General features: G+C 36.1%; 13 protein-coding genes. 4 read left to right on the forward strand and 9 right to left on the reverse strand.

Features of this window, described 5'->3' with window-relative positions:
- Window positions 1-3 precede the first annotated feature (3 nt).
- The 4 genes from CO050_04905 to CO050_04920 form a co-directional block, all read right to left on the reverse strand.
- Window positions 4-1,497, reverse strand: a complete 1,494-nt coding sequence (locus tag CO050_04905) for a hypothetical protein (GenBank protein ID PJC30877.1) — start codon at window positions 1,495-1,497, stop codon at window positions 4-6.
- Window positions 1,498-3,177, reverse strand: coding sequence for a hypothetical protein (locus CO050_04910; protein ID PJC30878.1), 1,680 nt, complete (start codon window positions 3,175-3,177; stop codon window positions 1,498-1,500).
- 107 nt (window positions 3,178-3,284) lie between these two features.
- Entirely contained in the window at window positions 3,285-4,436 is a 1,152-nt protein-coding gene (locus tag CO050_04915; GenBank protein ID PJC30879.1) for a quinone-dependent dihydroorotate dehydrogenase, read from the reverse strand.
- 430 nt (window positions 4,437-4,866) lie between these two features.
- Window positions 4,867-5,589 (reverse strand): hypothetical protein, encoded by a 723-nt coding sequence (locus CO050_04920; GenBank protein PJC30880.1) that lies wholly within the window; start codon window positions 5,587-5,589, stop codon window positions 4,867-4,869.
- A gap of 71 nt (window positions 5,590-5,660) precedes the next feature.
- Here CO050_04920 and CO050_04925 point away from each other — a divergent pair, with 71 nt between their 5' ends.
- The 4 genes from CO050_04925 to CO050_04940 are packed head-to-tail and all read left to right on the forward strand — an operon-like array spanning window position 5,661 to window position 9,364.
- Window positions 5,661-6,443, forward strand: a complete 783-nt coding sequence (locus CO050_04925; GenBank protein ID PJC30881.1) for a hypothetical protein — start codon at window positions 5,661-5,663, stop codon at window positions 6,441-6,443.
- Complete coding sequence (locus CO050_04930) at window positions 6,436-7,188, forward strand: hypothetical protein (protein PJC30882.1); 753 nt, start codon at window positions 6,436-6,438, stop codon at window positions 7,186-7,188. Before CO050_04925 ends, CO050_04930 begins: the two co-directional genes overlap by 8 nt.
- Entirely contained in the window at window positions 7,157-7,954 is a 798-nt protein-coding gene (locus CO050_04935) for a hypothetical protein (GenBank protein PJC30883.1), read from the forward strand. Before CO050_04930 ends, CO050_04935 begins: the two co-directional genes overlap by 32 nt.
- Before the next feature lie 6 nt (window positions 7,955-7,960).
- Window positions 7,961-9,364, forward strand: a complete 1,404-nt coding sequence (locus tag CO050_04940) for a hypothetical protein (protein ID PJC30884.1) — start codon at window positions 7,961-7,963, stop codon at window positions 9,362-9,364.
- Here the strand turns inward: CO050_04940 and CO050_04945 are convergent, their stop codons facing one another.
- The 5 genes from CO050_04945 to CO050_04965 all read right to left on the reverse strand — a co-directional run bounded on the left by CO050_04945 (window position 9,365) and on the right by CO050_04965 (window position 13,499).
- The gene (locus tag CO050_04945) at window positions 9,365-10,003 is read right to left on the reverse strand and encodes a hypothetical protein (protein PJC30885.1); all 639 of its coding nucleotides are present in this window, start codon (window positions 10,001-10,003) and stop codon (window positions 9,365-9,367) included. It lies immediately after the preceding gene.
- A gap of 210 nt (window positions 10,004-10,213) precedes the next feature.
- Window positions 10,214-11,194, reverse strand: a complete 981-nt coding sequence (locus tag CO050_04950) for a hypothetical protein (protein PJC30886.1) — start codon at window positions 11,192-11,194, stop codon at window positions 10,214-10,216.
- 8 nt (window positions 11,195-11,202) lie between these two features.
- Window positions 11,203-12,303, reverse strand: a complete 1,101-nt coding sequence (locus CO050_04955) for a hypothetical protein (protein PJC30887.1) — start codon at window positions 12,301-12,303, stop codon at window positions 11,203-11,205.
- A complete protein-coding gene (gene map, locus CO050_04960) occupies window positions 12,203-12,940 on the reverse strand; it encodes a type I methionyl aminopeptidase (protein ID PJC30888.1) in 738 nt (245 codons plus the stop codon). The genes CO050_04955 and map overlap by 101 nt, the downstream gene beginning before the upstream one ends.
- Complete coding sequence (locus CO050_04965; protein ID PJC30889.1) at window positions 12,933-13,499, reverse strand: dephospho-CoA kinase; 567 nt, start codon at window positions 13,497-13,499, stop codon at window positions 12,933-12,935. The genes map and CO050_04965 overlap by 8 nt, the downstream gene beginning before the upstream one ends.
- Window positions 13,500-13,508 lie beyond the last annotated feature (9 nt).

Below are 13,508 nucleotides of genomic sequence, written 5' to 3' on the forward strand. Positions count from 1 at the left end.
AATTTAGGCTGTTTTAATGAATTTATGTCTCGAAAAATATTCTTTATCTTCGTGTTCATGAAGAACAATAACTGGCTTAACCTTATCACCTAATTCGTTCAATACATATCTATATTCACTGTTTCTTTTACTAAGTTCTTCAACAAATATGTCCTTTATTTTTAAAACCATATTTTTAGCTCCTAAATTACCTTTTAATAACTCAACCCTACAGTACAAAACGGGATTATTATTTTCATCGTCTATTATTTCAAGCTTAAATCTACCAGTAATATAATCTTTAAGATGCTTATGGTCTAGTGCGTATTGAACATGCTCTGTATAGACATTTGCACCATAAATCTTAACCATAAATTTATCCCTACCATATAAATATACATAAGGTAACTGCCATTTAGATGTACATAGCTGCTTCTGGTTTCCACTAGGAAAAAAATTAGATAAATCTTTTGCACTAATTACTCCACCTTCATCTTTAATGTTATAGCGAATAAGAGGGCAACCATAATTCTTAGTAATAACTAATTCATTATTCTCTTGTTGGAAAAAAATCAATCTTGGATCAAAATTATATATGGATGGTATACGGTTTGACTTAAATATCTCACTTGTTAATTGTTGGTTATCAGTAATTATTTTTCTATAATAAATTGAGCTTGGAGACTCAAAACCCATTAGGGCCGCATCTGCAGATCCATATAGATTTATAAATGTATGGTAAATATTATCTGATCCTACTTTTTCAATAATATGCTCGCGCCATCTTTCTGTTATTGCTTGACCAGTTCCTAAAAGTCTCAATGACAACTTATTAAGCTGTATGCCCCTATTTATGCATTCATCTATAACATCTTTTAAAAACTGCGTATGACCAGTTAAAATTATTTGTTCGAAAGCATCAGCCACATTTGTTAACACTTCAATTACTGCGTCCGTTGAATATCCTGGAGACATTAATGTTAGTGGGTAACCTTTCCATGAAACTAAATTCACAACAGCAGAAGTAAATGTTCCAGCTATCCAATTTCCCATAGCAAACCCATTAATTAGTAACGTTCTTTTTTGGCCTACATTTAGTAAGGTATTAAAAATTAACTCATGCAAATAAGCACCTTCTATCTCAGAAGATAAATTACGTGGCCAAAAAATAGGCACGCCTGTAGTACCTGAACTAGTAGATATAATATGCATTTGATCCAAATTACCATCCCAACACCTAGTTTCCACATCATACTTCTGAACATAATTATCTTTATCAGTTTGTGGAACCTGTTGGTAGTTACTTATAGTCTTAACCAATTGAGGATTGATCTTGTTTTTCTTTAAAAAATTCTTATAAGCTGGAACTCTTATCGCAGCTTCATGAAAAAGTTTCAGGGTATGCTTTTTGGATTGTACTTGAAGATTTGACGCACTCTGTAAATTGGTATCAGCATAAAAACTTCTGTCATTAATCCATTTGGTGAACAGTGTGCTATTTTTTCCTTTCGAAATCATCTACGATAATTCTGAAAAAACATTATCTATCACTACCGAATTAAAGGAATTAGACTCAATAAGTGAATAAATCTGCTCAATCTCACCGCCTAGAGACCTTTCTATATCCAAGTATTTTACATTCTCCCTGATAAAATTATATACTGGTCTTGTTCTTGGAGATAATAACTTTGGACCTCCACGTAAATCAACTGCTTGCGCTACTGCTATTAAATTTTGTGCTAATGAATATCTTGCTATTTTCAAATTCTCAAGGCCTAATATTCCAGATGTTAAAGAATGCGCAGTAATGTCCTGATTTCTCTCTTCATGTACACCAAACATCGTGCTAACTGGAAATGACAATAAAGTTGAATAGATATCAAACATACCCGACTGGATCTGCACACCTTTAAACGCACACCCCGTAATGGCTTTTTTATCAGAAAGATTTGGTGGTAAACCATTATTTTCACTAGGATCAATTAACCTAGCTAAATGTCTATCGTTAAGTTTCGTTATTTGAGTCATAATTTTGCGTAAACTATCCATCGCATCAACCATATGCATTGCTAAGAAATTGCCACCACTTACCCAGTGCCAGGGATCCTCACCTTCTACAGCGTACTCGGGTGCAACCCAGAGAGGGTTATCAGATACTGAATTCGCATTGACCGTTATTACATCCAAGATCTGTTTTATCTTCTCGACATTAACCCCTTGATATTGTGCTGCTCCTCTGAGACTATATCCATCCTGAACTTTTCTACCTCTAGGTCGTTTTTTATGCTCCTTCATTTCCTGGTATGCAAGTCCACTCCCATTAAGTAGATATCTATACAAACCAGCAACTTCTTTTTGCCCAGCATGGGGACGCACATCACTCAATAAAGGATGAAAAGATCTATCTGATCCTTCAAGAACTTCTACCATCATTGCTCCAGTAACAATTGAAAGTAACAGTGCACTAAGCGTATCAACGGCGAGAAGAGCTGCTAATGCAGTTGAAAAATTATCACCATTAACCAATCCTAATCCTACTTTAGGATCTAATCGCAAGCTCTTAATGCCTGCTTTAGATAAAGCTTCTTTCGCTAATCTCTCTTTCCCAGATTTATCCATAACCATAGCTCCAGGTAGCTGTCTCAACACACTCAATACTCGTGCATTATGTGCTAGATCACCAGAAGCACCTATTCCTCCGTATTGATTAACTACCGGCGTAAGATGTTTATTCAGCGCATCTCCGTATAGTTTTAAATCTGCCAATTTAACCCCACTAACACCATTCATTAACATGTTAATCCGAATAAGCATTGCTCCACGTACTACATCCGCAGAGAATTTTGGACCCACTGATACATCAACATGAACAATTCCTTCAGATATCTTCTTAGCAATATTTACACGGGCTTCCGAAGATCCATTAGTTAGCACTCTACCTGCTTGCCCTCCATACCCAGTATTGCATCCGTACACTGGTACACCTTGCTTAACATCGCTCATCATGTGCTCATAACAAGTAGTTATTCTGGATATAACTTCTTGGTCATCAGTTAAAGATACTTTTTTTCCCGATCTGGCAACAGCAACTACATCATTAATCTGCAAGCCCTGACCTGAAATAACAACTTTTTTGGAAGACTTAAATAATTCAGAGCTTATTTCAAAAAGACTTTTATTTGTGTATGAATCTTGCATTAATATATTGGGCTCACAATAATCCCATAAGTTTAACAGTTTTAGTGCGTATCGTCAACGTTTTTTCCAACTGCTTGGACAATATTATAACCCACTCCTGGAGTGGGTTAGGTTGACACCTCGGGATAATTACTATTTTCACCAATTGCCTCTGAAATTGAGTCGTATCCATCCTTTTCTAACAACTCCACCAACCCTTGATTAATTTCACTGATTACCTGAGGGCCTTGGTAAATCATACCCGTTATTAACTGAATGAGCGATGCACCCGCTTTTATTTTCTTATAGGCATCCTCTGCTGTAAACACCCCACCACAACCAATAATCACCAACTTACCCTTGGTCTTATTGTATACATACTTAATTAGCTCGTCGGATAAATCCTTCACAACCTTTCCACTCATTCCTCCTTTATCTGGGATATTAGCATCTTTTATATTGGGATTGTTTCTAACTTTCGTCAAATTAGATATAACCAATCCATTTACTCGGTGATTAGCTACTACTTTTAATAATTCATCTATTTCTTTTTTAGCAAGATCTGGAGACAACTTCACAAACACTGGTTTATTTACTTTAATCTTATCCAGTTCGGCTAATAATAGCCTAAGTCTTTTAGCATCTGTAAAAGGTTCCCCTCCATACGCATTTGGACAGCTAATATTAACTGTTATATAACTTCCAATATTCACAAACACACTAAACGCTTTTGCATAATCTTTTATACCTGCCTTCGTAGAAACAGTTTTTTTGTTATTAGTCTTAGCTACACTAATTCCGATTGGAATCTTAAACCGCATATTTTTAAGCTTTGCAGATAAAATTTGGCACCCCTTATTCTTTAATCCGTAATAAACTACAAGCGCCTTAGAATTAGGCAATCTCCAGAGCCTTGGCTTTGGATTACCGTCACAAGACTCACCTGTAATTGAACCAACTTCCGCAAATCCAAACCCCACTGAAGGCAAGATCTGAGTAAGCTGGGCATCCTTATCAAAACCAGCGGCTAAGCCAACAGGATTAGAAAAATAAATGCCCAGTATGATTTGCGATAATTTTGGATTACTATAGCTAAATAGAAGATTGGTAATGGATCTTGTTAAAGAGAATTTCCCCAATAGCTGACCAACCTTTATCAGCTGATCGTGAACATCCTCCGGATCTAGTTTAAAAAACACCGGTTTTATAAAACTCCGATACACAAAACCAATAATTATATTTCTTAACTGCATATACACTACAACGTTAAGATAATACATAAATTAAAAATAAGCAAGATTATTAGCAGTCTGGTGTGCTTTCTGCTAAAACCACGCTTAGCGTGGTAAAAAAACCACGCTTAGCGTGGTAAAATATAAGCTGAGAGGAGGATGGATAGCTACTGTGTACCCAACGTGGTTCATGGAGGAAAGTCCAGACAGCTCCGGATGAGGGGATGGAGTGTAAGCTCCGACTGGCAACAGCTGGTGTCTTGATTCCGAAAGGATGATAGAACAAGTCTAGAATTAACTAGACCTGAGAGCAACAGTGACGAATCTTTGGCTAAATTCAGAATAAACTCTGAGCATGTCGAAGGGGTGAAACGGGCAATCCCACCCGCTGCAACCGTTGACTTAACCGTTTTAAGGACATCCGGCCAAGGTTAGAAAACGGGCACAAGATAAATTGCTATCTAAAACAGAATCTGGCTTACAAGCCTCCTCTCACAAAAGATCTTGCCAATAAATCAATAAGCTCAGATAGTTCACTAATTACAAAATCTGCTTTTCTCTCTTCTTCTTCCGAGTAATGTCTCCAACCAGATCTAAACAACACACCAGTCATTCCCACATTCATTGCTCCTATAATATCACTTTCTAAGCTATCTCCTACCATAACAACCTCCTGTGGATTAGCATTTATAAGATTAAGAATGTAATTAAAAGCTTTGGCATTAGGTTTTTCTACAACTGTCATGTCAGTCCCAACTAGATAATCAATATCTATATCAAGATTAGTTTGTATTAGTTTTTCTGCTTGTTCCATAAAAGTGCCATTAGTTAACACTCCAATCTTAATATTATTCTTACGTAAATATGCAAAAACTTTATCTACACTAAAAACAGCTTTTACATTTCGAGAAAAACTATCTATCATTTGCTTTCTTAAACTAACTATATCTTTTATACTTGGTTTTTTATCAAGCTTATTAAAAATTCCAAACCAAACTAGAATAGCAGCAGATGGAGAGGGGATTTCGGTATTATTGATAAGATTGCTGAATACTTCTGATGCAATAGCACACACGTCGTCAATTTTTTTACCACCAAACATATTGATATTCTTAGTGTAAACATCTTCTACGACTCTTTGTGAAACGGTGGTTGTATCTACTAGAGTATCGTCTAAATCAAATATAACTGCTTTTATCATACTACATACACATAGCTATCCTATAGTGTTTATGTTAAACTAAAACCTATTTAGGTTATTCTAACATACAGATGACATTGACCGAATCAAGTCGTAATCCTTTAGATCCATTATACAAGCTGGATCTTAGACAGCTCTCTTTTCAAGCTATGGATCTGGACACAGTATTGTTTTTAATTGAAGAAGGACAGCTACAGTTGTTCAAGGTTGAGGATTGCACTGATCATTACCATCCTATCTCCTGGAGCTATATTAACAACTTCTTGCCTGAGCAATCTTGGTTTAGTAATCCTGCTCATTTTGAAAGTATTCACGGAATTAGACACTTATTACGCGCCACCCTATATGCAGCAGTATTGGCACAATTGGAAGGTTATGATGAACAAGAGACTCAAGTTGCCTGTATTTCTGCAGGAATTCATGATTTAGAAAGAATTAATGATCGAGACGATCCAGAACATGGACTAAGATCGGGTCTCTGGTTTTTTAACAATGTGCAGGCGTTTAGCAATAGGGGTGTATCTTTGTCAGATAGCGATGTGAAGGAAATTGTAGCTATTTGTACATATCATGAATATAATTATGACGATATTCCTGGTGATGTCAAAGAGTCGTATGGAAGATCATTAGATATTGTTAAACATGCAGATTTACTTGATCGATACAGACTCCCAACAATGAGATGGTGGCCCAAACAACAATTTATACGTCTAGAATCTGTTCACAAATTGCTAGATTTAGCAAAATATGTCACATTACAAAGTGAATTATATGCAATGTCTGGTTATGATAATTCAGACGCAATACAAAAAGCTGCATTAGAAGTAGGATTACTTATAGAAAACTATGCTTGAATTAGAAGTAGCAAGTCTTCAGGAGCAAGAGAATCAAGTACTATGGTATAGAACAAAACATATTTTACAAAGATTAAGTAGCTTGAAATATGGGCACACTTTATCGGTAGCCGCAGTAACAAACCATCCCGTTGCCCCAATTAATAGAAATCTATATGGTGAAGCACTTAATCCCGATACCAATCCACTTATTAGCTTATTTGAAAGTGATCCAATAAGTAATTCAGTGGATCCAGTGGAACTCGCATGGCAGTATTACTTAGTAAATGAAACCCCTAATGGCCACTTATACAAAGACAACCGGCTATTTGATCAGATTAAGAAAGGTGATGGTTTAACCTTGATACACGTAACTCCTTCGCTAAATTCTATTTTAAGTAATGGATCTGAATTACAGTCTACTGGGGGTTGTTTAGGAGCAAGTGTATATACTACTCCCTTACGCTTAGATGGGAGGATACACAACTTAACAAGATTTATTTTAGAGGATCAAATTCCTAATAACCCGAGAAATAGCAGACCAGAAATAGTAGCTATATCTCTGAATCCTGAATGCTGTATTGAAGCTAATATGGAGGAGAACTGGATTGATTATTTGAGATTTGGACAGATGTATTCAGAAGTTTTTGAAGAGCAAGTAGAACAGGGTGTTTATTCGGATTCAACACTTATCAGCATTGAACAGCAAGTGGTTCAACAGGTAAATGGAGCACATGAGTTTTTTGGCATTATGCAGAGAGTATGATCTAGAATCGGTAGGAATAGAGCAGTTTGAAAATTTCTTTAATGAAGCTCTACAATCACTACATATTCTAGGCCATTGCTTCTTTGAGACAATTCTTGAATATGTCTCTTTGTTTCAGGATGATCCGCAATCTAAACGCCTGGCAGAACAAGGAGAGTTAAATACCTACAACTACTTCAAATTAGTTTTTGATTTATCACCACAGTTGTACACAAAATTTAGACTTGAAAGGTTCAAGCCAAAACTAACAGAAGTGGCTGCTTACTTGCAAGATGCATCTAATCAAGGAAAAATTATTGAGAGCTTCTCACAAGATCATTTTTATGACTTCATGAAATGGAGAATTGCGCAGTACATTAGGCGCAGAGTACTTGGCTCAGGGGCCCTTCCAAAACCAGATGCTCATTTAGAAGAATATTTGAGACTCAATCCTAATTTGGTCGGACACATAATTCATAGAGACATAAGACAGCGAACTGATAATCAAGGATATCACATAAATTATGAACAAATTCGTGCAAGTAAATTATGGTCTTACTGGACAGAGAAAAAAATCCTATTTCCATATAATGCTCTGCTACCAAAAGGTGAAATTGGAATTAACCCAAAATATGAAAATTTAAAGTATAGAGTTCATAGAGCATCACTTGATAACGAAGGTCGCATTACTCTGGAAGAAGAACTTGGTATTAAAATCGTAGACAAAATTATTCCTTCTAAATTGTCAGTACTAAGACCAGGTATTGAGTCAGTAAGTACAGCATAAAAACTTATGAGTTATAGAGAAGAATACCATAGCGAGATACCAAGCAATTTTGAAATAGGAGATATATCTGGCATGCGAATTATCATTTCTGAAGAAGATCTTCGTCAGCAACCTAATTATTATATGGACAAATTACATGTGGTTGCAACTCTTGCTGAGCAAGATCAGGATTTTGATACGGAGACTTATAAAAGAGTAATAAGTGTGGAAAAACAGTTTGACCATACTGGTTCAGTAAGAATGACAACTTTTGATTTCTCTCAAATAGACACATCGCTAAATGGATATTTTACAGAGAAATATGAAAGCAGTTATTTAAGAAGGATAACTGAAGGTGACAATGAGCACCTAAGAGGTCTGGGTTTTTATATAACAAGAACAAGTGAAAATATAGAAACGCTTGCGGGTCTAGTATGTACTGAAGTGCAAACAGCACAAGAAGTCGTTAATATAATTGCTCAGAAGCCTGATCCAAAGGATTTAACTTATCAGAATAGAGCCGCCTTACTTGCGGTTTTAGACAATAAGAAACACCATGTGCTTGAACTACTTCATGCGGTCCACCAGTCCTCTAGATATCTTCCCGAAGGAGAACCTATACCACAAGAGACCTATCATGCACTTGTTCAATCTTGCTACTCGTCAGTGTTTGATTTTTACAATCTTCTTTTATATGAATCTCCTCCAACAGCAGATACTGGTACCTTTGGTCTAATAGACACTACTTTTTCTTATTTAGTTTCAAAAATTAGAGCAAATAGCAACAAGCAAACTATAATCAATAATTCACTATTGAAAATGTATAGGGAAGCAAATCATCCGATGGATATTGCATTGCTTAGCAGTAAGCTTATTTACCGTTACAAACAAAATAGTCAATGGGATAGAGTCTTGGGAATTGAATACGGTGGTATAGAATTACCTTTCGCCCTTAACGCATTCATGGAATTAAAAGGATCAAAACATATTCCATTTTCACTAATTAATGCAACCTTTTCATCAATGCTTGCTGGAGAACTGGGAGATTCTGCTCAACTAGAAACACCCTTGAGTAATATTCAGTCGCTCAAGAGCCAGCGTGTTTTAGTTCTAGATGACAATGTGGTAACAGGAAGAACTGTAGATAAGGTGGTTCGGTACTTAGCAAGAATAGGGAACCCTTCTGTTAATTTTGCTTGTATTGGATTTTCTATGGAGGAGCTACTCCCTCATATGATAAAGCAAGGCTGTGGCTGCATTAACCCGGATGTTTTAAAAAGGTCTATAGTTATAAAACAAGCGCAGTTTTTATATCGACGTGAAAAAGGAGACTACTACAGAACTGGTGTATTTAATCCCGAGGAGGAAGAAGTAGAAAGAAAACTTCTAATAAATTACCCAGAAATTAATTTTAAACTGCAAGCTTCCTAATCATTTCTGGAAAATTTTTGTTTCGTAATATTTCTTAATAGCAATTTCATTGAATTTATAGAAATGAAATGAGTCGACAAAGTGAACATATTTTCCCAATTTATTATTAGTTAGTTCAGCAATATATTTTTGTAGCGAGACAAAAATTTCCAAATTAAGCATAAACTTTCTAAATGCATCATTTGCTCTCATATGCGTGTGCAAATGTAGACTACCGCTGATAATTCTATACCAGAAATAAACAACACAAGGACTATCTTTATCAGGCTTACTATCGGTTTGATCCTGCCAAATATTCATAATAATTCTTCTTGAGTGCGGATTAGTGTTCATATAGTCAACTAGCCAAGCAACTTTTCCCGATTTGAATAATTCATTGTTATAATGATTTAGTACTTTATCAATAGTGGATTTAGAATCACTAATTAAACTACCTAAATCATCCTTTAAACAGAACTTCTGATTTATTACTTTAATAATCAACGAGTCCTCCTTATTGTTATCTATCGATAAGACTAGGGGGGATTCCTTAATTAAATCAGGATCCGTGGTAGCATGATTTTCTTCATAGAGATTTCTAAATGCTTTAGAAAAAGCATCATCAACCGAATAGCCATCAACGGTAATTATTGACTTCAATTATTAAAAATAAATACCCATTTAATATAACAAACAGAATCTGGCTTACAAGCCTCCTCTCACTTTTCCTCCCCGCAGTTAATTTGCCAGGGGTTGTTCTAATTTTATCACTTGCATATCATCCCTAAGGTTTTGAATCTCACTCAATATCCTGTAAGTCTTTTTTAGTTAGAGACATAAAAGAATAATAACATAATTACCAAATCTGTTTTATTTTTCGTTTTCTACAACAAGCTTTTGAAAAATCACCTGTATGGCAACAACTAAGGGAACAGATAATATAATTCCTACAACACCCGCTAACTTACCACCTATTGTTAAAGCAAGAATCGTCACTATTGGTGGAATACCCACAGCGCGACGCATAACAAACGGTACAAATATGTTATTTTCTAGTTGCTGCACCACAAAAAACAGCCCCACAACTAACAAAGCCATCACCGGTGATATTGTTAAAGCTACCAAAACCGCTGGTATAGCTGAAATAATTGGACCAATAATTGGAACTATTTCCAGAATACCCGCAATAATGGATAGTGATAATGCAAACTCCACTCCCAAAAGAGTTAAGCCTATGTAGGTTATTACCCCAACAATAACTGCCAAAGCTAACTGCCCCAGCACCCAAGCACCTAGCTTTCTCTCAATTGCTACTATTATCACAGATACCTTACGCTCCGCTTTTCTTCCAATAAAATTATCCAAAAAAATCTTAAAATGGTGTCTCTCAACTAACATATAAAAAGTTATAATAGCAAAAGTAAAAAGGCCTATTACAGTTGAGAATACTCCGGTAGTTATCTTTAAAACGTTCTGTGAAAGCTTGGGTATCTGATCTGTTAGATTACCTGTTGACGATTCTAAAAATGGTAATAATGGTAAAATATACTCCCCTATCTGCTCAAGCAGTTTTTGAAACTGCCAAATTAGTGGTGGAATAATCAATGTTGCAATTAATCCTATAATACTGACAAGAATCACATATGTTAGAACAATGGCGATTGATCGGGGTATTTTAAATTTCTCTAGTCGATCAACAAATGGTCTAAGTCCAGCCATTACCACAAAAGCAGCCATAAGTAAAAAAATTACATCGCGCACAACAAATAATATCCAAAGAGACAGAAGGGTTAAGATTGCATAAACAACTGTTCGATACGAAAACTCTATTTGTGCAACTGGATTAGCCATAATAATTACTATTTATCATACCATTTATGCACGTAATCTTGAACAAGCCTATTATTATCAGGTTGTGATATATCAAACCAAACAATTTGTTTATCTTTTTTAAAGTAAGTTAGCTGGCGCCTGGCGTATTTATGTTCGTCATATTTCCAGCGCTCAATCACCTCGCTTGCTGTATTTTTACCCTCTAGATACAACTTCCATTGCCAATAGCCTAAACTATTAAGCCCTGGATCTTCCCAACTATAACCATTTTTAAACAATTCTTTTATTTCTTCAACAATTCCTTGTTTATACCTATCTTCCACTCTCTGATCTATTTTCTTATATAACTCTTGTTTGTCAGCTGAAAGCCCAACTTTTAACAAACTCTCTACTTTCAAATCACTTTTTTGGATTTTGGATTCCTGTCCGCCGGCAGGCGTGGTTGGATTTTGGATTTTTTTAGCTATCTCTATTGCTCTAATTAGTCTCCGTGGATTTTGCCGATCTGAGTCATTCATTATGCCTAGCTTTTGATCGTCAAGATCATTAAGTTTCTGCTGAAGTTCTACAACTAAAAGCTTCTCAAGCTCATCCCGCAATTCCCAGTCCGCATCAACCGATGATAATTCTTGCTCTCCCAATAAAGCTTTAATATAAAAACCGGTACCTCCAACGATTATGGGTAATTTACCTCTTTTCCATATATCTTCAATAATAGACTTTGCAAGACGCATATATTCACCCGCTGAGAAGCGTAAACTAGGGTCAACAACATCATATAGCCAGATTTTAACTCCATCGATTAGATAATAGCCAATTTGCTTATCACGCACATTCCAGGAATGTGTATCACATTCCTGGAATGTCGCCTCTACACCATTAGGCATATCCTTACCAGTACCTATATTTAAATACATATATATCTGACGAGAATCGGCAGAAATAAGCTCTCCATTAAAGGTTTTTGCTAAACTAATTCCCAATGTAGTCTTTCCAGTTGCGGTTGGACCAACTATCGCCAATAATTTACGCATGAGTAAGTATCTTTGGACCAGAAGTTGTGATAGCAACTGTATGTTCAAACATACCAGCTCTGCTTCTGTCTCTTGTGCGCATAGTCCATCCATCGTTATCTACAATAAGAGATGATTTACCCTTCATATATATTGCTTCTATGGCAATCGTCAACCCATCTTCAAGCTTTGGCGTTTTTTCAATTTCCTCATCAAGATAACATGGAACCTGTGGATCCATGTGTAATTCTCTACCTATTCCGTGACCAACCAGATTCCGCGCTACATTATAGCCAGCATCCTCAATAACCTGCTGCATAGCTAATGAAATATGACCTATATGATTACCTATTACTGCTTGAGCAATTGCTTCTTTAAGGGCCAATTTTCCTATATCCAAAAAATGGTCACCTTTTGGTTTGCCAACTATAGCTGTTGCTGCTGTATCGGTATGATAGCCTTCATAAAGCATTCCTACATCTACCGTGACAAGGTCCCCTATCTGCAATGAATATTTATCTGGTATACCATGAACGATGCAATCATTAATACAGATACATGTACTCCATTTATATCCATCGACAGTCATAAAGGAAGGTTTTCCTCCTGCTCTAGTTATAAGCGCTTCTGCAATCTGATCCAGCTCAATTGCTGAAATTCCGGGTTTAACATCCCGCAACAATCTCTCTCGAATCTCTCCAAGCTTTGCTCCCCCCTCCCTCATGATAGATAGTTTTCCTGGGTTACCCATAAAAAATTTGATTATTGACTATAAAAATAAATTTACCTAGTCTCTCGTGTAACTCTTCAATCCCCGCAACGTTAACGATTAAATAATCTGCCATCGCAATCGGTCCACCCTTATTAAGATTCTCCAATTCAGCTACATCCCGTTTCCTAGCTTCAACAACATCTAGACCTCGATGATTTCGATCAAGTAGTCTTTTATATCGAGTATCCGGATTAGCATAAATACATAATATCAATAAATTTGAATATTCTTTTTCGAGATATTGATACTCTTCCCACGAATAGAGGCCATCAAGTACAACTGCCTTCTTTTTATTTTCTATTGCTTCAATACGAGGTTTTATCTTGATTGCGTATGCAGCCATACCCAGCTCACTGCGAAGTTTTTCACGGTACCAACGCTCGTTATCTTGATTTAGTTCTTTCCCCAGCTCTTTTAAACCAATATCTGTCTGATCACCAAAATGCAATACTGGATATCCTTTAGCTCGAAAGTATGCTGCAGTTTCAGTTTTTCCTGCACCTGGCATTCCAACGATAGCAATAACTCTTCTACTCATGGAATAAAT

The sequence above is a fragment of the Candidatus Roizmanbacteria bacterium CG_4_9_14_0_2_um_filter_38_17 genome (genome assembly GCA_002788855.1).
GTDB lineage: Bacteria > Patescibacteriota > Microgenomatia.

Bases quoted from the DNA above. Each gene is read 5' to 3' on its own strand.
- CO050_04915 (PJC30879.1), bottom strand. From the start codon at position 4,436: ATGTATTATCTTAACGTTGTAGTGTATATGCAGTTAAGAAATATAATT.
- CO050_04920 (PJC30880.1), bottom strand. From the start codon at position 5,589: ATGATAAAAGCAGTTATATTTGATTTAGACGATACTCTAGTAGATACA.
- CO050_04935 (PJC30883.1), top strand. From the start codon at position 7,157: ATGAGTTTTTTGGCATTATGCAGAGAGTATGATCTAGAATCGGTAGGA.
- CO050_04930 (PJC30882.1), top strand. From the start codon at position 6,436: ATGCTTGAATTAGAAGTAGCAAGTCTTCAGGAGCAAGAGAATCAAGTA.
- CO050_04955 (PJC30887.1), bottom strand. From the start codon at position 12,303: ATGGATGGACTATGCGCACAAGAGACAGAAGCAGAGCTGGTATGTTTG.
- CO050_04925 (PJC30881.1), top strand. From the start codon at position 5,661: ATGACATTGACCGAATCAAGTCGTAATCCTTTAGATCCATTATACAAG.
- CO050_04940 (PJC30884.1), top strand. From the start codon at position 7,961: ATGAGTTATAGAGAAGAATACCATAGCGAGATACCAAGCAATTTTGAA.
- CO050_04950 (PJC30886.1), bottom strand. From the start codon at position 11,194: ATGGCTAATCCAGTTGCACAAATAGAGTTTTCGTATCGAACAGTTGTT.
- CO050_04965 (PJC30889.1), bottom strand. From the start codon at position 13,499: ATGAGTAGAAGAGTTATTGCTATCGTTGGAATGCCAGGTGCAGGAAAA.
- CO050_04905 (PJC30877.1), bottom strand. From the start codon at position 1,497: ATGATTTCGAAAGGAAAAAATAGCACACTGTTCACCAAATGGATTAAT.
- CO050_04910 (PJC30878.1), bottom strand. From the start codon at position 3,177: ATGCAAGATTCATACACAAATAAAAGTCTTTTTGAAATAAGCTCTGAA.
- map (PJC30888.1), bottom strand. From the start codon at position 12,940: ATGGGTAACCCAGGAAAACTATCTATCATGAGGGAGGGGGGAGCAAAG.